21 protein-coding genes are annotated in these 22,509 nt (G+C 39.2%); 12 read left to right on the top strand and 9 right to left on the bottom strand.

The window, feature by feature from the left end; translation table 11 throughout:
• A complete protein-coding gene (locus tag P8O16_RS12585; RefSeq protein ID WP_075349030.1) occupies positions 1 to 1,029 on the bottom strand; it encodes a rod shape-determining protein in 1,029 nt (342 codons plus the stop codon).
• Positions 1,030 to 1,336: 307 nt separating this feature from the next.
• Here P8O16_RS12585 and rimP point away from each other — a divergent pair, with 307 nt between their 5' ends.
• The 4 genes from rimP (at position 1,337) to P8O16_RS12565 (ending at position 6,240) form a co-directional block, all read left to right on the top strand.
• Positions 1,337 to 1,810 (top strand): ribosome maturation factor RimP, encoded by a 474-nt coding sequence (gene rimP, locus P8O16_RS12580; RefSeq protein WP_300315412.1) that lies wholly within the window; start codon positions 1,337 to 1,339, stop codon positions 1,808 to 1,810.
• A gap of 5 nt (positions 1,811 to 1,815) precedes the next feature.
• A complete protein-coding gene (gene nusA, locus P8O16_RS12575) occupies positions 1,816 to 3,060 on the top strand; it encodes a transcription termination factor NusA (protein ID WP_075349032.1) in 1,245 nt (414 codons plus the stop codon).
• Positions 3,061 to 3,123: 63 nt separating this feature from the next.
• Positions 3,124 to 5,985, top strand: a complete 2,862-nt coding sequence (gene infB / locus P8O16_RS12570) for a translation initiation factor IF-2 (RefSeq protein WP_300315408.1) — start codon at positions 3,124 to 3,126, stop codon at positions 5,983 to 5,985.
• A gap of 63 nt (positions 5,986 to 6,048) precedes the next feature.
• Positions 6,049 to 6,240, top strand: coding sequence for a hypothetical protein (locus tag P8O16_RS12565; protein ID WP_300315405.1), 192 nt, complete (start codon positions 6,049 to 6,051; stop codon positions 6,238 to 6,240).
• Between the two features lie 8 nt (positions 6,241 to 6,248).
• Here P8O16_RS12565 and P8O16_RS12560 read toward each other — a convergent pair whose 3' ends face one another.
• Positions 6,249 to 7,886 (bottom strand): carbon starvation protein A, encoded by a 1,638-nt coding sequence (locus P8O16_RS12560; RefSeq protein ID WP_300315402.1) that lies wholly within the window; start codon positions 7,884 to 7,886, stop codon positions 6,249 to 6,251.
• A gap of 120 nt (positions 7,887 to 8,006) precedes the next feature.
• On the opposite strand from P8O16_RS12560, the gene P8O16_RS12555 reads away from it, so the two are divergent.
• The 8 genes from P8O16_RS12555 to P8O16_RS12520 all read left to right on the top strand — a co-directional run bounded on the left by P8O16_RS12555 (position 8,007) and on the right by P8O16_RS12520 (position 15,682).
• Positions 8,007 to 8,648 carry a hypothetical protein gene (locus tag P8O16_RS12555; RefSeq protein ID WP_300315399.1) on the top strand — a complete coding sequence of 214 codons (642 nt, stop codon included), beginning with the start codon at positions 8,007 to 8,009 and terminating at the stop codon, positions 8,646 to 8,648.
• Between the two features lie 209 nt (positions 8,649 to 8,857).
• On the top strand, positions 8,858 to 9,700 hold the full coding sequence (accD, locus tag P8O16_RS12550; RefSeq protein ID WP_075349038.1) for an acetyl-CoA carboxylase, carboxyltransferase subunit beta: 843 nt from the start codon (positions 8,858 to 8,860) through the stop codon (positions 9,698 to 9,700).
• A gap of 133 nt (positions 9,701 to 9,833) precedes the next feature.
• Positions 9,834 to 11,138 (top strand): NADH:ubiquinone reductase (Na(+)-transporting) subunit F, encoded by a 1,305-nt coding sequence (gene nqrF / locus P8O16_RS12545; protein ID WP_300315395.1) that lies wholly within the window; start codon positions 9,834 to 9,836, stop codon positions 11,136 to 11,138.
• A gap of 82 nt (positions 11,139 to 11,220) precedes the next feature.
• Complete coding sequence (locus P8O16_RS12540) at positions 11,221 to 12,372, top strand: formimidoylglutamase (protein ID WP_300315393.1); 1,152 nt, start codon at positions 11,221 to 11,223, stop codon at positions 12,370 to 12,372.
• Positions 12,372 to 12,599, top strand: coding sequence for a cytochrome b5 domain-containing protein (locus P8O16_RS12535; protein ID WP_075349041.1), 228 nt, complete (start codon positions 12,372 to 12,374; stop codon positions 12,597 to 12,599). The genes P8O16_RS12540 and P8O16_RS12535 overlap by 1 nt, the downstream gene beginning before the upstream one ends.
• Complete coding sequence (locus tag P8O16_RS12530; RefSeq protein WP_300315388.1) at positions 12,596 to 13,438, top strand: N-acetylglucosamine kinase; 843 nt, start codon at positions 12,596 to 12,598, stop codon at positions 13,436 to 13,438. Before P8O16_RS12535 ends, P8O16_RS12530 begins: the two co-directional genes overlap by 4 nt.
• The gene (gene murQ / locus P8O16_RS12525) at positions 13,435 to 14,247 is read left to right on the top strand and encodes an N-acetylmuramic acid 6-phosphate etherase (protein WP_300315386.1); all 813 of its coding nucleotides are present in this window, start codon (positions 13,435 to 13,437) and stop codon (positions 14,245 to 14,247) included. Before P8O16_RS12530 ends, murQ begins: the two co-directional genes overlap by 4 nt.
• A gap of 124 nt (positions 14,248 to 14,371) precedes the next feature.
• Positions 14,372 to 15,682, top strand: a complete 1,311-nt coding sequence (locus P8O16_RS12520; protein WP_300315381.1) for a pseudouridine synthase — start codon at positions 14,372 to 14,374, stop codon at positions 15,680 to 15,682.
• Positions 15,683 to 15,706: 24 nt separating this feature from the next.
• Here the strand turns inward: P8O16_RS12520 and trxA are convergent, their stop codons facing one another.
• From trxA to P8O16_RS12485, 7 genes are all read right to left on the bottom strand, one after another.
• Positions 15,707 to 16,012 carry a thioredoxin gene (gene trxA / locus P8O16_RS12515; protein WP_300315378.1) on the bottom strand — a complete coding sequence of 102 codons (306 nt, stop codon included), beginning with the start codon at positions 16,010 to 16,012 and terminating at the stop codon, positions 15,707 to 15,709.
• A 58-nt stretch (positions 16,013 to 16,070) separates the two neighbouring features.
• The gene (locus P8O16_RS12510; protein WP_075349046.1) at positions 16,071 to 16,616 is read right to left on the bottom strand and encodes an OmpH family outer membrane protein; all 546 of its coding nucleotides are present in this window, start codon (positions 16,614 to 16,616) and stop codon (positions 16,071 to 16,073) included.
• A 13-nt stretch (positions 16,617 to 16,629) separates the two neighbouring features.
• On the bottom strand, positions 16,630 to 17,160 hold the full coding sequence (locus tag P8O16_RS12505) for an OmpH family outer membrane protein (protein WP_300315374.1): 531 nt from the start codon (positions 17,158 to 17,160) through the stop codon (positions 16,630 to 16,632).
• Positions 17,161 to 17,250: 90 nt separating this feature from the next.
• Entirely contained in the window at positions 17,251 to 19,947 is a 2,697-nt protein-coding gene (locus P8O16_RS12500) for a POTRA domain-containing protein (RefSeq protein WP_300315369.1), read from the bottom strand.
• A gap of 7 nt (positions 19,948 to 19,954) precedes the next feature.
• Positions 19,955 to 20,692: an isoprenyl transferase gene (locus P8O16_RS12495; RefSeq protein ID WP_300315366.1), complete on the bottom strand. Its 738-nt coding sequence runs from the start codon at positions 20,690 to 20,692 to the stop codon at positions 19,955 to 19,957.
• 84 nt (positions 20,693 to 20,776) lie between these two features.
• Complete coding sequence (locus P8O16_RS12490) at positions 20,777 to 21,526, bottom strand: DUF6089 family protein (RefSeq protein ID WP_300315363.1); 750 nt, start codon at positions 21,524 to 21,526, stop codon at positions 20,777 to 20,779.
• Positions 21,527 to 21,631: 105 nt separating this feature from the next.
• A complete protein-coding gene (locus P8O16_RS12485) occupies positions 21,632 to 22,507 on the bottom strand; it encodes an NAD kinase (protein ID WP_300315360.1) in 876 nt (291 codons plus the stop codon).
• Positions 22,508 to 22,509: the final 2 nt, after the last annotated feature.

The following is a 22,509-nucleotide window of genomic DNA, read 5'->3' as shown; positions in this document are numbered from 1 at the left end:
TTATGTCATCAATACTGTTCTGAAATTTTGTATGTTTTTCAAGGCAGTTCCAGTACCTCGAACAACTGCCCGAAGTGGATCTTCCGCAATGTGAATTGGTAATTTAGTCTTCTGATGAAGTCTTTTGTCCAATCCTTTCAGCAAAGCTCCACCGCCTGTCAAATGAATTCCATTGTCATAAATATCTGCAGAAAGTTCAGGAGGAGCAATTTCCAACGCTTTCAAAACTGCTTCTTCAATTTTTGAAACAGACTTGTCCAATGCAAAAGCAATCTCTGAGTAAGAAACCTTAATTACTTTAGGGATACCTGTCATCAAATCACGACCTCTAATCTCATAATCCTCTGGAGGCTCATCCAATTCAGTAAGAGCAGAACCGATTGCGATTTTTACTTTTTCAGCGGATCGCTCCCCAATCAACAAATTGTGCTGACGGCGCATATAGTCCAGAATATCTTTAGTGAAAGTATCACCAGCAACTCGAATCGATTGATCTGCAACTATACCCGATAGAGCGATCAAAGCAATTTCAGTTGTACCTCCTCCAATGTCAACGATCATGGATCCCATAGGCTTTTCGATATCAATGCCAATACCAATAGCCGCAGCAATGGGCTCAAAAATCATATAGACTTCTTTTGCGCCAGCATGCTCTGCAGAGTCTCTAACAGCTCTTTTTTCCACTTCCGTTATCCCGGAAGGGATACAAATTACCATTCGGTGAGATTGGGGGAACATTCCTTTCTTCTGGCCAGGGATCATTTTGATCAATCCTCTTATCATTTGCTCAGCAGCGTAGAAGTCGGCAATTACTCCATCTTTTAGAGGGCGGATTGTCTTGATATTTTCATGCGTTTTTTCATGCATGTTCATTGCCTCGCGTCCAACTGCGAGAACCCGATTATTGGTTTTATCAATTGCTATAATTGAAGGTTCATCTACCACTATTTTATCCTTGTGGATAATCAGCGTATTTGCTGTGCCTAAATCTATTGCGATATCACTAGAGAAAAAATCGAAGAATCCCATTTTGGAGTGTTAGTTGACTGGTATTTTGGAGTTGAATGCTTAATATACTGTCTAGAGACGTATTATTAACGGAGGTCGGCAAAATTATTATGTTATGCTGACAAATCTGAAAGAATCGGATTTTTTTTTCACTATTTAATCTTTAATAATAGAAGTTGAGATTTCGATTGTTGGTTTTGGATGGTATTTGCAATTAAATGTATGATTTTTCGCCTCCATTGTTTTTACTACAAAAATATTTTACCTTTGTCCCGTATTCGAAAGTTTCTGGAGGGGACCAAATGTCCCCTCTTTCATTATACCAATCATGACTGAGCTAAAAAGATCGATTCAAGAGATTGTTGAAAAGCATCTTCCAGATGAGAATCATTTCATTGTAGATGTAAATCTGTCTGAAAAATCTGGAAAAACATTCCTTGGTATTTTGATAGACTCTGATTCAGGGGTAACGATACAAGCATGTGCAAAACTCAGTAGAGCAGTTTCTGAGGAATTGGAAGCTAAAGAAATGATGCCGGATGCCTATGTTCTGGAAGTGTCTTCTCCGGGGGTGGATTATCCGCTGAATAGTAGAAGGCAATATCAGAAAAATATAAACCGAGAGTTAAAAATCACACTAACTAACGGTGAGGAAGTTACAGGAAAATTGCTTGAAGTAGGTGATGCCGAGATTAAACTTTCGGTAAAAAATAAAGAAAAAGGCAAAAAAGCCTCGGAAGAAGAACTTCAGATTCCTTTCGAAAAAATGAAGAAATCAATTGTACAAGTATCTTTTAAATAATTCAAATGGATGCCAAAGTCTTAATAGAATCCTTCGCAGAATTTGCGAGATCTAAAAATGTGGATCGCCCTACGATGATCCGTATCTTGGAAGATGTGTTCAGAGCGATGATTCGCAAGAAGTTTGAAACAGATGAAAACTTCGATGTGACTATTAATGCTGACCAAGGTGACTTGGAGATATTCCGTATCAGAGAGATTGTCGATGACAACTCCGAGGATATTTGGGATTTTGATAAAATCAGTTTCACTGAAGCCCGAAAAATCGAACCTGATTTTGAAATCGGAGAAGAAGTTTATGAGAAAATCGAACTGGAGGAATTTGGTAGAAGAGCTGTTCAAATGGCTCGTCAGACGCTTATTCAGCGAATCAAAGATTTAGAGAAAGATATTCTCTATAGTAAATATGAGGAACTTGTAGGAGAAATTATCACTGCCGAAGTATACCAGATTCTAGGAAGAGAGATACTATTGATGGATCAGGACGGGAATGAATTGATCTTGCCTAAGGGCGAACAGATTCCGAAAGATCGATTCCGAAAAGGCGATAGTGTTAAAGCCATCGTACACAGAGTGGACATGACAAATGGAAATCCTAAAATTATCCTTTCCAGGACTTCCCCGGTTTTCCTTGAAAGATTATTTGAGAATGAGGTTCCTGAAGTATATGATGGATTGATAACAATCATCAAGATTGTAAGAGAACCAGGAGAGCGAGCTAAGGTCGCTGTAGAATCATATGATGATCGAATTGATCCGGTAGGAGCTTGTGTTGGAATGAAAGGTTCTCGAATTCATGCAGTCGTAAGAGAATTGCAAAATGAGAATATTGATGTGATCAATTATACCGAGAACTTAGATTTGTACGTGACTCGGGCACTAAGTCCTGCAAAAGTTTCGTCCATTACGGTGAATCAGGAGACTAAGCGTATTTCAGTATTCTTGAAACCAGATCAGGTTTCATTAGCAATCGGAAAAGGTGGTTATAATATAAAACTGGCAAGCCGATTGGTTGGTTTTGAAATAGATGTTTTCCGTGAGTTGAATGAATACGAGGAGGAAGATGTGGATCTCTTGGAATTCGTAGATGAAATTGATGGTTGGATCATAGACGAATTGAAGAAAACAGGATTGGATACTGCTAGGAGTGTTTTGACTCTTACAAAAGAAGATTTAACAAGAAGAACAGAATTGGAAGAGGAAACTGTAGAAGAGATTTTCAGAATCCTCAGACAAGAATTTGAACAATAAATCGGGCTAAGGCTTCGATAATTACCTATATTTTACTTAAGATTTCGAAAGAGGTTTTTGCTTATGTCAGAAGAAAAAATGATGCGATTAGGCCAAGTAGCCAGAAAGCTCAACGTGGGTACCGCTACCATCGTGGAGACTTTGGCCAAAAAAGGCTATGAGGCGGAGAATAATCCGAATTTCAAAATAAATATGGAGCAAGTAGAGCTGCTCAATAAGGAATTCAAATCTTCTGCACTGGATAAGGAAGAGGCATCTCACCTCTCGATAGGCAAGCGGCATGAGCCGATTTCGATAGAATCTGAGACTCCAAAAGAGGAACCTAAACCTGAGCCCAAGCCAGAGCCGAAGCCTGTTGTACCTGCGGTTACTGCAAAATCAGAGCCTGCTCCAGTTCCAGCTCCTGCTCCAAAGCCTACCCCAACTCCCGTGCCTATCCCGGCTCCTGTAGCAAAAGAAGAACCTAAGGTGTCTCCTGAAGCGGAAAAAGTATCCCCTGAAGCTCCAAAATTGGAAGGGATTAAAGTCTTGGGTAAAATCGATTTGAGCAAAAATGTCGCTCCGTCACAAAAGAAAAAGTACGGGAATCAATCCCAAGGTCATAGAAAGCAAGAAAGACCAGAGCAGCCGAGAAAACAGGAAACAAAATCACCAACTCCTGCTCCTAAGCCTGTAGAGGCACAAAAGCCTCAAGAGCAAAAAGCCAAACCAGCTCCACAAATTCAAAAAGAAGCACCGACTCCAACTGCACCCGTGCAGGACCAAGTGATTTCTGCGAAAGCAGATTCGCTGAAAGGACTTACTGTACTTGGGAAAATTGAATTACCTGCCGACAGACCAAAGAAAAAAGGAGGTCCAGTAGCATCTTCTGATGAGCGAGGTAGAGATAAAAAACGTCCTAGAAAAAGAATTGATAAACCTGGATCCCCAGGGGGAAATCGTCCTGGTGGCCAAGGCCAAGGAAATCGTCCTCAGGGAGGAAGCCCAAGACCTGCTCAACAGCGAGGAGGGCAGCCTGTTAGGGTTCAAAAAGCTGAGCCTACACAGAAAGAAATTCAAGATCAAATCAAACAGACTCTTGCAAGACTTCAGGGTAAATCAGGAGGAAAAGGTAAGAGCAGAAGAGATAAAAAGACAGAACGGGTAAGAGATCCTGAGATGGAGTCTGAAGAGGCAAAAATCTTAAAGGTGACCGAATTCATCTCTGCAAATGACCTTGCTGCATTGATGGATGTTTCAGTCAACCAAATTATCTCTGCATGCATGTCTCTTGGTATGTTCGTTTCGATCAACCAACGATTGGATGCAGAAGCAATTACAATCATTGCTGATGAATTTGGATATGACGTTGAATTTACCAAATCAATTGAGGACGAATTGGAAGTTGAAGCTGAAGATTTGCCAGAAGATTTGGTCGAGCGAGCTCCAATTGTAACAATTATGGGTCACGTAGATCACGGTAAGACATCCTTACTTGATTATATTAGAATGTCCAAAGTGACGGCAGATGAGGCTGGTGGAATTACACAGCACATCGGCGCCTATGATGTGACTACCAAAACTGGTCATAAAATCGCATTTCTGGATACTCCCGGTCACGAGGCTTTTACTGCGATGAGAGCTCGTGGTGCTAAAATCACAGACGTTGCAATTATTGTGATAGCAGCAGATGACAGCATCATGCCTCAGACTAAAGAAGCGATTAATCACGCTCAAGTTGCAGGTGTACCTATGATCTTTGCGATCAACAAAATAGATAGACCAAATGCAAATCCTGCGAAGATCAAGGAAGAGCTAGCTAACATGAACCTCTTGATTGAAGAGTGGGGAGGAAAATATCAGTCACAGGATGTCTCAGCCAAAACCGGTGAAGGTGTAGACGAACTTTTAGAAAAAGTTTTGCTGGAATCTGAAGTTTTAGAACTTACAGCTAATCCTGATAAAAATGCAGCTGGAACCGTAATTGAAGCTTCTTTGGATAAAGGAAGAGGATATGTATCTACCATTATGGTTCAGGCAGGTACTTTGAAAATTGGAGATATAATTCTTGCTGGCAAGCATTACGGTAGAGTAAAGGCAATGTTTGACCATAAGGGTAAGAAGCTTAAAGAAGCTGGTCCATCTACTCCAGTTCAAGTATTAGGTCTTAGTGGTGCCCCTCAGGCAGGTGATACGATTAAGGTTTATGATACGGAAAGGGAAGCAAGAGACATTGCTAACTCAAGAGAGCAAATCCAAAGAGAACAGAGTATACGTACCAAGAAGCATATTACGCTGGATGAAATCGGACGTAGATTGGCGATCGGATCGTTTAAGGAATTGAATATCATCATCAAGGGTGACGTGGATGGATCTGTTGAAGCACTTTCCGATTCATTATTGAAACTATCTAAGGATGAGGTTAAAGTAAGTATTATTCACAAGGGAGTGGGTCAAATTTCAGAATCTGATGTCCTTTTGGCTTCAGCTTCCGATGCGATTATCATTGGTTTCCAAGTGAGACCTTCTTCGAATGCGAAGAAACTTGCTGAGCAGGAAGAGATTGAAATTCGTCATTACTCTATTATCTACGATGCGATTAACCAAATCAAGGATGCTATCGAGGGAATGCTTGAGCCAGAATTTGAAGAAGTTATCACTGGTAATATCCAAGTTAGAGAGGTCTTCAAAATCACCAAAGTGGGTACTGTTGCAGGTTCATATGTTACAGATGGCTTTATCACCAGAAAGAACAAGATTCGTGTGATCCGAGACGGTATTGTAATACATGAGGGTGAGATCGATCAATTGAAGCGATTCAAAGACGATGTGGCTGAAGTGAAAGCTGGATATGAGTGTGGTATCTCAATCAAAAACTTCAATAATATTGAAGTGGATGATACGATCGAAGGTTACGAAATGAAAGAAATTAAGCGTAAAAAGTAATAAAGCTTAAAATATACTATGAAAAAAGGAACTGAATTTCAGTTCCTTTTTTAGTTTTAACCCATGTTAGAGGCAATTCTAATTTTCTTCAAAATCACTTTTTTGATCTCACTTTTGAGTTTGATTACCGGTCTTTTTAAACCAGTTTATGTACTCTGGTTTTTGGATCGGATGAATCGACTTAAGGTAATCAAAGTCTATGGAAGCATTTGTTTGATTCTCCTCTTTTTGATCTTTGGGTTTTCTTTGTTTTGAAATAGTTTTTAAATCGTCTTTGGAGTTGTGACAGCAGCTTCCTTTTTTAAACTTTTTGTCGCTAATACCATTAATGAAATTGCTAGAACAAAGAGAAGAGCGGCGATAATTGAAAGGACATATACTTCATCTTGGAAGTTTTTCCAGGCAAATAACCCAAGCGAGGCCAGTGTCACTGTGAACATGAAAAACATGGGAATCGTCACGAAGAGCGCATTAACCTTTTTCTTGATCAACCATACTGCTATAGTGAGCAATGCTAGTGCTGCCAGCAATTGGTTTGCCGAACCAAAGATTGGCCAAAGGGTGGTGAATTCTCCAGAAAGCAAAAGAAGAATCGAAAAAACAACTACGACTCCTGTGGAAAAAAATCTGTTTTTGGCAACAAACTGAGCCGCCGGCTGGGGTACATCTTCAAAATATTCCTGAAGGGTAAACCGGGCAAGACGGGTACAGGTGTCAAGCGTTGTCAAAGCAAAAGCAGAAACTGTCAAAGCGACAAAGCCTACAGCAAAATTTTCTGAAACTCCCAAAGTGGAAATCATCCCTCCTAAACCGGTTGAAAACAATGATACTGGTCCCTCACCCGCAAGGCGGGCAGTATATTCACCTTTAGTCAAAACTATTACAGCGCCCACTGAAATGATTGCCAGGAATGATTCAATCAACATTCCCCCAAACCCAACAACTTTTGCATCACTTTCCTTATCCAGTTGCTTGGAAGTGGTACCTGAGGCAACCAATGAATGAAAACCGCTAATCGCACCACAGGCAATGGTCACAAACAGCACAGGAAAAATATAACCAAGATTCTCATTGGAAACGGTAATTTCATTGGACATTTGAATATCAGGGTTCGACACAAATACCCCTAAAACTGCGGCGATGATCATCCCGTAAAGTAAAAAGCTGTTCAAATAGTCCCTTGGTTGAAGCAACATACTGACAGGAGTGACCGAAGCCAAAAAGGCATATCCCAACAGGGCAAGAATCCAGATTTTGTAATCTAGAACAAAAGGAAGCTGCATCCCGAGATAGACAAAATAGTACATTAAGATAACTCCAACAGCAGTTAAGATGATGAATGCTACTTTTCTATTTCCCACTAATCTATTTACTACTCCGAAAGCAATCGCCAGCAAAATGAAAAGAATAGAAGCGGATGCCACACCCGGATTGCTCACAAATGTTTTAGCAATAATGTCTGAAAAAACCCCAATGACTAGAATTAATGTAGAGAAACTAAAAATGATGAAGAGCTGCTTTCCTTTTATTCCGATTTGGTTTCTTATGATTACTCCTATGGATTTACCATCTGATTTCAATGAGGAAGCCATACTTCCAAGATCGTGAACAGCACCAAAAAAAATTCCCCCAACCAAAATCCAAATTACTGCTGGAATCCAACCAAATGTCACCGCAATGATTGGTCCTACAATTGGTCCGGCCCCTGCGATGGATGCAAAGTGATGGCCGAGAACGACTATCGGTTTACTTGGTTCATAATCAATTCCATCACGATGGGTATGGGATGGCGCAGGATGATCATCATTCAATCCAAACTTTTTATATACATACTTTCCGTAAAAGCGATAGGCTAAAAGCAGGATTACTGCTGAAAGAATAAGAAGAACTGATAAATTCATGGGTTTTCCTGGGGCTATTGGGGAGTTGTGACTGATTTTCTCCAGAATCAAGATTTAATTCAAGATAAGGAAATCTAATTGTTGAAATCTCAAGTAAAAGGAATATGCTCCTCTCAATCTTTGATCACAGCCCTAAATTCAGATTTTTATCGAATCAAACAAACTATTATCCTTTGCTCGAGTTCTTTCCCTTTTTACTATGGTACATTTGCAGGACTGATGGAAATAAAAGAATTCAACTATTCCGCGAATTTTTGCGAAGAAAATATCTGGCATTTATGCCAAAATCAAGAGTTGGAAGGCTTCTCCAAAAAAGTACTTATCGTTTCCAATGCCAAAAGGAATTGCCCTTTTAAATTTCAAAAATCAATCAATGGAGATGAGGTAGTTTGGTGGAATTATCATGTGATTCTGTTGGCGGCTAATAGTGATTCAGCCTTTATTTACGATTTTGATTCAACCCTGCCGGTACCTTCAACCGCACAAGAATATTTATCTAGAACTTTTGAATTTAGCATAAATGAAGGGGTGATAGATTCTCCATATTTCAAGATTATAGATTCTGTTACTTATCTGGATTCATTTAATTCGGATAGAAGTCATATGAAAGATTCTTTTGGGAAATGGCTTTCGGATCCACCGAAATGGCAAATTATTGGCGGGGGCGGGGAACTACCACTGCCCGAATTATTGGATTTTACAGAAAGCAGTAAACACCAGATTTATAGTCTTGATGAGATTTGGTCTCATGAACTGTCTTAATCCAAAGAATTTTATCTAAGTACAAATAGTTAAAATCTGGCAACTACTTGACATAAATTCTATTGTGAGGAACTCTCAATGCTCCTATCCAAATCCACCTAAAAACTAGTTTAGAATATTTTCCAGGCTAATTTTTAGTGGATTTTATTTACCAGATATAAGGGCTAAATTTGTAACCTTTGATTTTTCAAACAAAATAAAAACTCAATATGGCTTGGTTTAAAAGAACTGATAAAGGAATTAAAACTTCGACCGCAGAGAAAAAAGACGCCCCAGATGGTCTTTGGTTTAAGACCCCAAACGGAAATATTATCCATACTCGAGAACTCAAAAACAATTCTTATGTATGCCCAGACGATGATTTTCACGTCAAAATAGGCTCCAAAGAATACTTTGAAATTCTCTTTGATGGGAACAAATTCAAAGAATTGGATCTGAATATGAAATCTGGGGATCCATTGAAATTTGTAGATACCAAACCATATGGTTCTAGAATTGAAGCGACTATCACTAAAACTGAGCTAAACGACGCAGTGAGAACAGCTGTGGGAAAGATGAATGGATTAGATTTAGTTGTGGCCTGTATGGATTTCAACTTTATAGGTGGATCAATGGGATCTGTTGTTGGAGAGAAAATCGCTCGAGCTATTGATCATTCTTTGAAAAATAAAATTCCATTCTTAATGATCTCAAAGTCAGGTGGGGCAAGAATGATGGAAGCTGGTTTTTCTTTAATGCAAATGGCAAAAACCTCCGCTAAGCTTGCGTTACTGGATCAAGCAGGAATCCCTTATATTTCTTTGCTTACAGATCCTACGACTGGTGGAGTTACAGCATCTTACGCAATGCTGGGTGATTTTAACATTGCAGAACCTGGTGCATTAATTGGCTTTGCTGGTCCTCGAGTGATTCGTGAAACTATCGGGAAAGATCTTCCAAAAGGTTTCCAGAGCTCAGAGTTTGTTTTAGAACACGGATTCCTTGATTTCATCATCGATCGGAGGCAGTTGAAATCAAGACTTACAACTTTATTAAACCTCTTGAACAATTAATCAGTTATAATTTTCAATAGTCTTAAAAATCAGGTCAAATTTGAATGATAATTTGGCCTGTATTAGTGATTAATAAATATATTTGTGCTCCCATATCGGGGTCAATCCATAAGAAAAATTAAACCAAAATTTCATGGGTTCTGTAATTATTACTTCCATTGTAGCTTTTACTGTTATCATATTGCTACTGGTTTTTATTCTCCTTTTCGCTCAGTCTAAGCTTGTAGCTTCTGGAGATGTCAACATTATTATCAATGGAGACACAAGTTCACCGATCGTTACTTCGGCTGGCACAACGCTTTTATCCACTTTAGGTGGGCAGAAGATTTTCCTTCCTTCCGCTTGTGGAGGTGGAGGTACTTGTGCAATGTGTAAGTGTATCGTTGAAGAAGGAGGAGGAGAAGTCCTTCCTACTGAAGTCGGTCACCTCAGTCGAGCTGAACAACAAAGTAATGTTCGTCTAGCTTGCCAAGTCAAGGTTAAAAGTGACATGAAGATTCGTGTTCCTGAGGAGATCTTCGGAATTAAAAAGTGGGAATGCGAGGTAGTTACAAACTACAACGTCTCTACATTTATTAAAGAATTCAAAGTGAAATTGCCTGAAGGTGAGACGCTTGATTTCGAATCAGGAGGATACATTCAGATAGATGTGCCTGCGATTACGGTCAATTTCAAAGGCATGGATATCACTCCTCATCCAGATTTGGGTCACCCAGCGGATGTATATCAGAGTGATTGGGATAAATTTGGATTGTGGGATCTGGTCATGAAAAATGATGAGGAACTCTTCAGAGCATATTCCATGGCTAATCACCCAGCAGAAGGTAATATTGTCATGTTGACGATTCGTATTGCAACTCCACCTTGGGATCGTGCTAATAACAGATGGATGGATGTGAATCCAGGAGTTTGTTCTTCATATGTATTCTCAAGAAAGCCTGGTGATAAAGTGATGATCTCTGGTCCTTATGGAGAATTCCATATCAATCCAACTCAGAGAGAAATGATCTATATTGGAGGAGGAGCAGGAATGGCACCTTTAAGATCTCATATTTTCCATCTTTTCCACACGGAAAAAACAGACAGAAAAGTGTCTTATTGGTACGGTGGAAGATCTAAAAAAGAATTATTCTACACACCTCAGTTCAGAGATATTGAGAAGGATTTCCCTAATTTCCAATTTAATATTGGTCTTTCAGAACCCCTTCCAGAGGACAATTGGAAAATAAAGAAATCACTTGACGATAAAGAAGCTGATGGTTACGTAGGCTTTATTCACCAAGTTCTTTATGATAACTATTTGAAAAATCATCCTGAGCCAGATGAGGTAGAATATTACCTTTGCGGTCCTCCTTTGATGAATGCTGCGGTATTAAAACTGTTAGATGATCTAGGAATTCCACAGGAAAACATCAGATTTGATGATTTCGGAGGTTAATAAAAATTTAAAATCCCGCTTCGGCGGGATTTTTTATTTAAGAACCATTTTTGATTATTTTTACCTCACACCATAGCCTAGTATGACAATTCAATCCTATTTTGATCCTGTAGCGGAATTCCTTTGGCAAAAAAAATATCCTGACAGCTCGTTCTTTAAACAAATCCATTTCTACGGAGAAGAATTTCCCGATCTAAAGGGAGTACAAATTGCCCTTGTCGGTTTAAAGGAAAATCGTGGAGCGCTGAAAGTAGAAAGTGCGAATCGTGGCAGCACAGAAATCCGTGAAAAACTTTATGAATTAAAGCGTGGTCTTGGATCCTATCGGGTAGCAGATTTGGGGGATTTGATTTCTGGCGAGACAATCCAGGAAACCTACTCAAAAATGCAAGAAGTAGGAGAGTACTTAATGAAGAATCAGATTCTTCCAGTCTATTTTGGTGGTTCACATGATATGGACTATGGGCAATATTTGTCCTACGAGAAGATGAAGAAACTGGTCAGCCTCTTGACAGTAGATGCCAAAATTGATATGGAGGAAGAAGGTCCTAAGGTAGATCAGCATACTCAAGACATCATATTACATCAGCCAAATTTCCTCTTTTCTTATTCTCATCTCGGTTATCAGAGTTTTCTGGTTGATCCTACTCTGATTAATGTTTTGGAGAAACTGTATTTTGAGCATGTGCGATTAGGAGCTTTGCGGTCTGAGTTTAAAGAAGTAGAGCCACTGATTCGAAATGCTGATTTGATGAGTTTTGATATCAGCGCTATCCAATCTGCAGATGCTCCTGGGGCATTGGATGCTCAGCCTTTTGGTCTTACAGGAGAGGAGGCATGTCAGATTTGTTGGTTTGCAGGCACGAATGAAAAGCTTTCCTCCATAGGTATTTATGGCTACGAGCCTTATTACGATGATGCGCCTAATAAAACCGCTAAAGTAATTGCTGTGATGATTTGGTATTTTCTTGAGGGATTTTATTCAAGAAAAGACAGCCTTTCATTTAAAAGTAGTGATTATATTAAATACACGGTCTCTCTCGATACAAAACCAAACAATCTAGTCTTCTATAAAAGCAAACGAAGTGGCAAATGGTGGTTGGAAATTCCGGTTAGCGATACAGAAAAATTTGATCGAATGAGCATCGTGCCTTGTAGCTATGCTGATTATCAACTCGCTCAAAAAGGAGAGATTCCAGAGCGATGGATCAATGCCCAGATTAAATTGCTTTGATGAAAGTCTTTAGTAAGCAGCAACTGGCTTTGAGAAATGGGCAAGACAAACCTGAGATTTGGGTGGCTTACAAAGGAATAATCTACGATGTTTCTGACTCAAGACTCTGGCGAAATGGAAAACATTATGAGCATTGGGCTGGTCAGGATTTGACCGAGGAACTTTCAGATGCTCCTCACACAGAAAAAGTTTTTGAAAAATTTGAGCCCATTGGGCAATTAGCATGATATTAATAGCAGATAGTGGCTCTAGTAAAACAGATTGGAGAGTTATCCATCAAGATGGGCGAGTAAGCCAACATAGAGGTGTCGGTTTTAATCCCTATTATCAAACCTCGGAGGAAATGGCTATTCAAATGCGGCATGATTTCCTTGTTAACCTGGAAAGTGAGATTAAGGAAATTTATTATTACGGAGCTGGATGCTCTAGTCCTAACCGAAAGGCTGAAGTTGTAGCCGCTTTGAGGACTATTTTTCCAAATTCAATGATATTAGTAGATCATGATCTAGCAGCCGCAGCCAAAGCTACTTGTGGTCATCAGCCCGGGATTGCATGTATTCTGGGTACGGGTTCAAATAGCTGTGACTACGACGGGAAATCCATCATAGATACCAAACCAGCACCGGGATATATACTTGGGGATGAAGGAGGAGGAGGATATGTGGGAAGAAAATTTCTAAGTGATTTTATTCATGATGAAATGCCAATTCACATCAAAGATGAGCTTTTAGATAAATTCTCTCTCACTGCCACAACGATTCAAGAGCATGTGTATCAGAAACCTTTTCCAAATCGATACATGGCTAGCTTTTGTAGATTTATTTCTGAACATAAATCTGATCCTTATTGCTATATGCTTTACTATAATTCCTTTCAGGATTTTTTCAAAAAGCATGTTATGAAATATTCAAACTATCAGGAGAAGCCCGTAAATTTTGTAGGATCGATAGCTTATTATAATAGTGACATTCTCCGCAAAGCTGCATTTGATGCTAAGATTTCAGTCAATTTAATCATTGAAAGCCCAATTGCAGGTTTGACACTTTACCATCAAGAAGCCCTATGAAAGTAACTGAAAGTACCTCTCTTTATGATAACCTTGAGCTTATGGAAGTAATTGAACTGCTTCAAAATATCAATCAGGAAGATCAAAAAGTGCCTTTGGCGGTAAAGGAAGTTATTCCAGTCATCGCAAAATTGGTTGAAGCTATTGTTCCTCGAATGGAGCGAGGTGGAAGATTGATTTATATCGGAGCGGGGACGAGTGGCAGACTAGGTATTTTAGATGCCTCTGAATGTCCCCCTACTTACGGAGTACCATTTGACTGGGTGATAGGTTTGATCGCTGGAGGAGATAAGGCTATTCGAAAAGCTGTTGAAAATGCCGAGGATGATTCAGAACAAGCCTGGAAGGATATTTTAGAATATGGTTTCAATGTAGATGATACGATTATCGGAATTGCAGCTTCTGGATCAACTCCCTATGTAATCGGCGGTGTGAAAACTGCAAGGAAAAATGGACTTCTGACCGCAAGTATCACCTGTAACCCAAATTCGCTTTTATCTAAAGAAGTGGATTATGCAATCGAAGCCGTGGTTGGACCTGAATTTGTTACAGGAAGCACGCGAATGAAAGCAGGAACTGCTCAAAAGCTTGTTTTGAATATGATCTCCACAACTGTCATGATTAAGCTTGGACGGGTTAAAGGAAATAAAATGGTGGATATGCAGCTTTCAAATGCCAAACTAGTTCAGCGTGGAACAAATATGATCATGGAAGCTACTGGAGTGGATGAAGCTACCGCCAAAAGCCTTTTGCTAAGCGAAGGGTCTGTCAGAAAAGCAACGGCCTATTTTTACAGTAAAAAGCACTAATTGAATTTTTGTAAGCCATAGTATTTTATCTGATGATTGAGTGTATCTTTGCAGCCCAATTAAGGGGTTGAAAACCAATCCTTTATTAATTCACTATTAAATCCAGCAGTGATGCTGCAATTCCATGAAAAAGAACAATTCTAAAAAACCATTTTTCAACGAGGATAAGAAAGATTCCAAATCATTTAAAGGAGGTTTTAAGAAAAAAGCCACAGATTCTGATTTTGATAAATCCGGATCAAATCGTAAATCATTTGGTAAAAAGGACGACTCATTTGACAAACCTGCATTTGGAAAGAAGGCAGGTTTTGGGGCCAAAAAAGCGAGTTTTAAGCCCAAGTTTGAGCGAAATGATTCTGAAAAGAAATTCAATAAAACTGAAGATTCAACTACAGGAAAGAAAAAATTCTTTCAGAAGAAAGATGAATCTGGATCAGAAAGTAAAAGATTCCCTCCAAGAGGTGAGAAGCGTCCAGGAAAGTCTTTTGACAAAGATTTCAAATCAGACAAATCTTCTGGGAAAGAGGATGGGTTAATTTATCGAGGTAGAGGAAAAGATCAGAAGCCAGTTTTTGAACCGGGAAGACCAGTTTATAAAAAAGAGAATAAGGAAGTTCGCGGATTTGGTAAGAAGCGATATGTGGATCAGGATACTAACCTAGAGCGACCGGATTATAAATTTGACGCATTACCTTCTAAAAAGAAGAAGTTGGATGAAGCGGAAGGAGGTTTGATCAGATTAAATAAATTCATCTCAAACTCTGGTATTTGTGGAAGGAGAGAGGCAGACCAGTTGATTTCACAAGGACTGATTACTGTGAATGGAGAGATTTGCACTGAGATGGGTCGAAAAGTTAAGCGTACCGACCGAGTAGTTTATCAAGGAAGAAAGATCAATCCTGAAAAGCCAGTCTATGTATTATTAAATAAACCAAAGGATTTTATTACTACGACAGATGATCCAATGGATCGTAAGACGGTGATGAATCTTGTTGGGAATGCTTGTGAGGAAAGAATTTTCCCTGTTGGAAGACTCGATCGGAATACAACAGGTTTATTACTTTTTACCAATGATGGAGAATTGGCCGCAAAGCTTTCGCATCCTTCCAATGAAATCAAAAAGATTTATCAGGTCACTTTGGATAAACCTCTGACTAAAAATGACGAGGAAGCAATAATCGAAGGATTAACTTTGGAAGATGGGCCTGCTGCTGTGGATGATTTACAGGTGCTTTCCTTGGATCGAAAGATTATGGGATTAGAGATTCATATTGGAAGAAACCGAATTGTAAGAAGGATTTTTGCCCACCTAGGCTATGAAGTTACTGCATTGGATCGTGTGATGTATGCAGGATTGGATAAGAAAGACTTGAAGCGAGGACATTACCGATTTCTTTCTGAGCAGGAAGTCATTCGGCTAAAGTTCTTTGTATAAAAAAAGCTCCTTTTGGAGCTTTTTTTATACAAATCCTTTCAGTGCCTTTTCCAGATCCCGCTTGGTTATTATTCCACCTTTTCGCCAAAGGATTTTACCTTTTTTAAAAAGAATATAGTGGGGGATAGATCGGACTCCAAATTGTTGGGAGAGTTGTGGGTTTTTGTCCACGTTCAATTTTAGCAGTTTGATGCTTCCTCCCAATTCTTCCAGCACATCTTCAATAATCGGATTCATAGTCTGGCATGGTCCGCACCAGTCAGCATAGAAATCGACTAAGATAGGCTCTTGGCTTTTAGAGATAGTTTCTTTTGGGTTTTTCTTGGGCATACTTCAAAAAAAAGACCTTCTGAATTTTCAGAAGGCCTTAAATTACGTTTTGTTTTTTTTAGTTACCGGCTGGAGGGGTAGGAAGCTTAATATTTAGCTTCGCAAGGACAAGTTCTGTAAACTTATCTTCCTCTTTGGTATAAAGTAATATCGGAGCTTGGCCTGCAGTCTCAGCAAAGATATGTGTGTAGTTGTTTTCAGCTGCAACAGCATTGATCGCATTCACTACTTTTGTTTGAACTGGCTCCAAAAGTTCTCCTAACTTTCTTTGATAAGAAACCTGAGCATCTTGCTCATATTTCTGAAGGTCACCTTGGATTTTAGTAAGTTCAGCTTCTTTTGCCGCTCTAGCCTCGTCAGTCATGCTTTGAGCAGCCTGCTGATAAGTTTGTACTTGGCGCTGAAAATCTGCTGCCTTAGTTTGGATATTAGTTTGTAATTGGGTCTGATAGTCTTGGATATCAGCACCGATCTGCTCCATCTCTGGCATCAAGTCCATGATAAACTCCACATTTGTGTACCCGATTTTAATTTCTTGCGCCTGAGCGACAAATCCTGCGCAAAGCATCACCACTGCGGAAAGGATAACTTTTACTTTCATCATTTTTTGGTTCTTTTTATTTGTTGTCTTCTATTCCTAATTCTTCCAGAACAAATTCCGAATAATCATGTCTAGGATCTGTGTAGATAATGGCAGATGGTTCTGCAGCTTTATCAAACAGGGTAGCAAGATTATTTCTTCTGGATACCTTTACTATTGCATCGTAGATTTTGGATTGTAGGGGCTGCATAAGTTCAGATTGTTTCTGAAAATACTGCCCGTTGATTCCAAAGATTCTATTGTAATATTCCTGTGAGTTTTTCTCTTTCAATTTTATCTGTTCCAGCCTTTGCTGATACATCTCCTCCGTCAATAAAACCTCTTCAGCTTTTAACTGTACGTAGAGTTCTTTTATCTCTTGGTCCAAATCTTGTGCCTGTTTCCTCCATTCAGCACTGATATTTTCAAGCTCTTGCTGAATGACCTTATAATCTGGATGCTTATTCAGGATGTATTCTGAATCGATATATCCAAACTTTTGGGCCATTAAATGCTCGCTAGAGCCCATAAGGAGCAGCAAAAATACAATTTTCAATGATTTATTCATGGCCTGAATGCAGTTTCTGTGGGTTATTTCCTTCCAACGGCTTGATTCAAGATTTAGCATAAATTAACCATTTAAACTATATAGGTTCTATTACCTGAATTGTTGTCCAATTGTAAAGTGGAATTGAGCTCCACTTGGTCTAAGCTGTCCAGGAATAGCGTCAAATCCATATCCCCAGTCAATTCCAAGCAATCCAAATGCTGGCATGAAGATTCTAGCTCCCATACCTGCTGACTTTTTCAAATCATATGGGTTAAAGTCTGCATAAGAACCCCAGTTATTTCCAGCCTCAGCAAATGCCAATACGAAAATGGTTGCAGAAGGATTTGGTGAAACCAAATATCTAACTTCCATCACATACTTATTATAGACAATACCTCCATAAGGATCTGGGTCAGCAGTTCCTCTAGTATCTCTCCCTGGAGTGATCGATTGGTTTTCGTATCCTCTTAGACCAATGATTTCCTGACCCAAAGCAAAGTTGTTGAATGTCATTCCGTCCCCGCCCATTACAAATCGTTCTAGTGGAATAATTCCAATTTTATTACCATATGAACCTAAGAAGCCCATATGTGCTCTTGCACTTGCCACTAGTTTAGTAGATCCAAAGAGTGGGGTATAAATAGATGCATCAAACATCCACTTGTGGTATTCCAACCACTTGTATTTTTCTTCGTCCGGGGATTCTCTATCAATATTTTTATTTAACGAGGAATAAGGAGGAGTTGCAGAGATGGCAAGCATGATATTGGACCCGAATCTAGGATAGATAGGGTTATCCACGTTATTTCTTGCAATCGTGGTATTTAACGTGATACTGTTGGAGGTACCGGTCGGATAGCTCAGTCCAAAGGAAGTTCCGAACTGGTCAAATTCATAGACTTGAAACTGCAGGGAGTTACTGATACTGAAATAATCATCCGGCCAAGTTACTCGTTTGGCCAAACCAAGTGTAACACCTGTGATTTTAAAGAAACCAAGTTCATTACCAAAATTGGCCTGGTTAAAGAAATCAACCTGACGCTGTACTGAGTGATTAAAAGCAAAACTTAATGCATTTGGTTTTTTACCTCCAAACCAAGGTTCCGTAAGAGAAACGGAATAATTTTGGAAAGAACGGCCATTAGCCTGTACTCTTAGAGATAGCTTTTGTCCGTCTCCTACAGGTAGCGGATCCCACTTGTCGAAATCACCAATGTTTTTGATTGAGAAGTTATTAAAGGACAAGCCAACTGTTCCCACAAATCCATAGAATCCACCCCATCCACCAGAAAGTTCAATCTGATCATTGGGACGCTCTTCCAATTCGAAAGTAATATCCACTGTAGCAGCTTCAAAATTTGGTCTTAGATCTGGATTGATTTTTTCCGGGTCAAAATAACCTAATTGAGAAAGTTCACGGATAGTACGAACCAATAATGCACGGTTAAACTTTTGCCCGGGAAGAATTCGGATCTCTCGCATCACCACATGATCAGAAGTCCGTTCATTGCCTTTAATGTTGACGCTATTTACTGTTACCTGAGGTCCCTCGAAAATTCTCATTTCGAGGTCAATCGAGTCACCTGAAACATTGATTTCGACTGGGTCAATGTTGAAAAAGAGATATCCGTTGTCTTGATAAAGTGAACTGACATCATCTCCTTTAGCAGGATCATAATTCAGACGTTTATCCAGCTTTTCCTTATCGTAAACATCGCCTTTCTTGATGCCCAACTTTGTAAGTAAAACTTGATCTGGGTGAATAAAATTACCGTTGAAAGTGATATTTCTATAATAGTATTTTCGACCTTCTTCGAGGGCAATATCGATATTGATTTTATCCTGACCATAATCATAGATAGAATCAGCTACGATTTTGGCGTCTCTAAAGCCCCTACTTTGGTAGAAATTGATAATATTATCTTTATCATTTCGATATTCTCTAGGAATGTATTTGGAACCGCTGAAGAAGTTGAGCTTGAAATTTTTGTTGATATAATTTTTTGCATCTTCAGATGAAGCACTGTCAGTGTAGAATAGTGTGTTTTTCACATCTGTAGGAGTGGCAGATTCTAATCTCGTATAGGCATCTTTGAAGATGCTTACCCTAGCGTGTTCTTTGGTCTTTTTTAATTTGCCTTTAAGTTTCGAATCTGCAATTTCATTATTGCCGTAAAAATCAATTTCGTTGATTCGGACTTTCGAATTCTGGGTTACGTCAAATCGTAGTTTTACAGAGTTTGGTAGGGTTGTATCTCGCTCCTGAATGATTTTGACTTCTGAGTTTAAAAAGCCCTTATCGATGTAGTATTTCTCGATATTTCTTTTCGCATTATTTAATACGTCATCACGAACTACCCTGCCTCGGATATTTACTTTGTCCCTAAGTTCACTTTCCTGAGTTTTGTTCATGCCCGAAAATTCCACTCTTGAGAATCTTGGTCGCTCAGTTAAATCCAAGAGGAGGTAAATATCTTCCCCTTCGATTTTAGTAACTAGAATTTTTACATCTCCAATTATTCCCTGTCCCCAAAGCTTTTTCAAAGCATTGGAAATCGCATCTCCAGGCACTTCAATACGATCATCCACCTTCAGTCCAGAAAGGGATAGAATGGCAATTTCATCGAGCGTAGAAAGCCCAACAGCCTTTATTTCTGCAATTCTGTAAGTTTCGGGCTTCGCATAGTTTAGCTCCAAAATATCTATTGGCTTGCTCGAGGCATAGCGACTTTGACCCAAACGAATTTGTGCCATTGCTGAACTTGCCCAAATCAGACAAAACAGAATAAGTAAACTTCTTTTCATCAATTACTTAAGATTTAACTTGCTCACCTGTCATTCCAAATCTCCTTTCCCTTGATTGGAAATCTGAGACTGCGGCATTGAGGTGCTCTTTTCTAAAATCTGGCCATAATACTGGGCTAAAATATAGCTCCGTATAGGCCAGTTGCCAAAGTAGGAAATTGCTTAACCTGAATTCTCCACTGGTTCGGATCATTAGTTCAGGATCAGGTATCCCTGCGGTATCCAGGTGATCGGCCATCACTTGTTGGGTGATTTCCGATGGTTTCAATTTCCCTTCTGAGATTTTTTGAGCAATGCGCTTTGTTGCTTGAGTGAGTTCCCATTGGCCACTGTAACTAAGAGCTAATATTACCTGGAGTCCAGTATTCGTGGAAGTAGTCTCTTTTGCTTCTTTCAATTTAGAATAAGCAGAAGGAGGAAGACTGTCTACATCACCAATAGATAAGAGTCGGATGTTGTTTTTCATCATCATTGGAACTTCATCAGTGATGGTTTTTACCAACAGTTCCATAAGTCCATTGATTTCGTCTTGGGGACGAGACCAATTTTCTGTAGAAAATGAAAAGAGGGTAAGATATTCTACTCCAAGGTCTTCCGCACCTTCAATCGCATCCTTCACTGCTTGAATCGCATGTCTGTGACCAAAAATCCGCATGGCGCCTTTTTTCTTAGCCCATCGGCCATTGCCATCCATGATAATCGCGATATGTCGGGGGATTCTGTTACGGTCTTGTGTTTCCTTCATTCCAGTCGTTTCCGAAAGCCTACATTTTTTGGAGGTACAAAAATGCTATTTCTTTTTCAATAATCTACCCTAGGGTTCAATTAATTAATAAGCATAGCACCTTGTAGTCGCGAAAGTGTAGCTAATCGTCACACCAAAGAAGTAATACCAATCCTTATCGTTTGGATTTCCAAAGTTGATCCCATAGGGTTCAGCTTGATTTGAGGGATTTACAAACCGTGGAATTGGTGGCTGTTTACTGTCAATTTTATCTAAGTAATCAGTTAAAGTAGGTCTAAAACCGATTTCAGATGCCAAAGTCCAACGATCATTAAGTCTGTATTTTACTCCACCTCCAAAAGGTATGGTAAATGTTCCCAATGAATATTTTGTGGATTTATTGAAAGTAAAAGTATTTCCTTTTGCTGTAAAGAATGAATAGCCAATACCAAAGAAAGCATATGGGGAGAATCTGAATTCAGAACCACTTCTTAGAAAGTCAAGAAAGTTAAATTCCATTACTGCGGACCCTTCAATAACTCCTCCTCGGAATCGTGCATCTCTTACCCGAGCCAATCGATCTATTGGTTTAATGCTATCGGCTGCCTGTAGTATCCCGGAACTAATCCCCACTCTAAGCGTCCAAACATTGTCAAAATTTCTCTTGCCAAACAACGTGACTTGGGGTCCTAATTGGCCCAAGTCAATTTTTCTGATTATATCTCCGGAATAAGCCGCTACGCCTATCCCTCCTCCCAGTTCATATTCCTGAGCTTTTAACTCTTGAGAAAAACTCAAAAGTAATAGACAGAGGATGAATAAGTGATTGAAAATCTGAAAATTGACCTTTTTCAAGACGATGCAAGTTATGAAGTACCTAACGTATAAAAAACGACTTCTCGTATTTAACGGGTTAATAATTGTTAAGCCAAAATTGAGATAATTTTCCCGAAAAGAAAATCAATTCCTCATATCGAAGCCCCAATTCAGTTTCTGACGAAGCGTATCGAAGAAATGATAATTTGGCAGTTTCACCAGCTTTGCTTCAAATACTTCCTTTTTGACAGAAAGTTTTACTTCTGAGGATACCGAGGTAGACCTAGAATCCAAAGAGATTAGAAATTTCTCTGTTCTTCCTTCAATTGTAAAACTAATTTCGCTTTCATCAGATACTATTATTGGTCTGACATTGAGATTATGGGGACTTACTGGAGTGATCACGAGATTTTTTGCTTCAGGGGAAATTAAAGGTCCACCGCAACTCAGAGAGTATCCTGTTGAACCGGTTGGGGTTGCCACAATTAATCCATCTGCCCAATAGCTGTTTAAATATTTTCCATCAATGTAGGTATGAACTGTAATCATTGAAGAGGTATCTCGCTTATGAATAGTGAATTCATTTAGCGCAAAATTTAATCCGTTAAAAAGCTTTTTATTTTGCTGAAGGGAAATCAGTGATCTAGATTCAATTTGATAGTTATGATCTGCCAGATGTCCTATTGCTTGGTCAATTGAATCTGTGGCAACTGTAGCTAAAAAGCCCATTCTACCTGTATTAAGACCCAAAATGGGAATTTCTAAATTTCCAACTTGGCATACCGCATCTAATAAAGTACCATCACCTCCAATGGAAATCATGAAATCCATCTTTGCCATTTCCTGCTTGTTCTCAAGAACCCAATAGGGAGAAACTAAATCCGAATGTGCTCTAATTTGCTTGTCAAACTGTTTAGTGACGAAGATTTCAAAATTATGCTTGGCTAAAGCTAGGAAGAGTGATTTGACTTCTAAAAAAAACTCCTTTTTTAAAGCCAAGCCATGGAGGGCGACTTTCATAA

It is taken from the genome of Algoriphagus sp. (assembly GCF_029254265.1).
In the GTDB taxonomy this organism is placed as follows: Bacteria; Bacteroidota; Bacteroidia; order Cytophagales; family Cyclobacteriaceae; genus Algoriphagus.
This window is presented reverse-complemented; position numbering and strand designations above follow the sequence as displayed.

Excerpts from the sequence above, each read along its gene's own strand:
- infB (WP_300315408.1), top strand. The coding sequence starts at position 3,124 with ATGTCAGAAGAAAAAATGATGCGATTAGGCCAAGTAGCCAGAAAGCTC.
- P8O16_RS12535 (WP_075349041.1), top strand. The coding sequence starts at position 12,372 with ATGAAAGTCTTTAGTAAGCAGCAACTGGCTTTGAGAAATGGGCAAGAC.
- P8O16_RS12520 (WP_300315381.1), top strand. The coding sequence starts at position 14,372 with ATGAAAAAGAACAATTCTAAAAAACCATTTTTCAACGAGGATAAGAAA.
- P8O16_RS12485 (WP_300315360.1), bottom strand. The coding sequence starts at position 22,507 with ATGAAAGTCGCCCTCCATGGCTTGGCTTTAAAAAAGGAGTTTTTTTTA.
- P8O16_RS12505 (WP_300315374.1), bottom strand. The coding sequence starts at position 17,160 with ATGAATAAATCATTGAAAATTGTATTTTTGCTGCTCCTTATGGGCTCT.
- P8O16_RS12510 (WP_075349046.1), bottom strand. The coding sequence starts at position 16,616 with ATGATGAAAGTAAAAGTTATCCTTTCCGCAGTGGTGATGCTTTGCGCA.
- P8O16_RS12530 (WP_300315388.1), top strand. The coding sequence starts at position 12,596 with ATGATATTAATAGCAGATAGTGGCTCTAGTAAAACAGATTGGAGAGTT.
- nqrF (WP_300315395.1), top strand. The coding sequence starts at position 9,834 with ATGGGTTCTGTAATTATTACTTCCATTGTAGCTTTTACTGTTATCATA.
- accD (WP_075349038.1), top strand. The coding sequence starts at position 8,858 with ATGGCTTGGTTTAAAAGAACTGATAAAGGAATTAAAACTTCGACCGCA.
- P8O16_RS12495 (WP_300315366.1), bottom strand. The coding sequence starts at position 20,692 with ATGAAGGAAACACAAGACCGTAACAGAATCCCCCGACATATCGCGATT.
- P8O16_RS12565 (WP_300315405.1), top strand. The coding sequence starts at position 6,049 with ATGTTAGAGGCAATTCTAATTTTCTTCAAAATCACTTTTTTGATCTCA.
- nusA (WP_075349032.1), top strand. The coding sequence starts at position 1,816 with ATGGATGCCAAAGTCTTAATAGAATCCTTCGCAGAATTTGCGAGATCT.
- P8O16_RS12500 (WP_300315369.1), bottom strand. The coding sequence starts at position 19,947 with ATGAAAAGAAGTTTACTTATTCTGTTTTGTCTGATTTGGGCAAGTTCA.
- P8O16_RS12540 (WP_300315393.1), top strand. The coding sequence starts at position 11,221 with ATGACAATTCAATCCTATTTTGATCCTGTAGCGGAATTCCTTTGGCAA.
- trxA (WP_300315378.1), bottom strand. The coding sequence starts at position 16,012 with ATGCCCAAGAAAAACCCAAAAGAAACTATCTCTAAAAGCCAAGAGCCT.
- P8O16_RS12560 (WP_300315402.1), bottom strand. The coding sequence starts at position 7,886 with ATGAATTTATCAGTTCTTCTTATTCTTTCAGCAGTAATCCTGCTTTTA.
- murQ (WP_300315386.1), top strand. The coding sequence starts at position 13,435 with ATGAAAGTAACTGAAAGTACCTCTCTTTATGATAACCTTGAGCTTATG.
- P8O16_RS12585 (WP_075349030.1), bottom strand. The coding sequence starts at position 1,029 with ATGGGATTCTTCGATTTTTTCTCTAGTGATATCGCAATAGATTTAGGC.
- rimP (WP_300315412.1), top strand. The coding sequence starts at position 1,337 with ATGACTGAGCTAAAAAGATCGATTCAAGAGATTGTTGAAAAGCATCTT.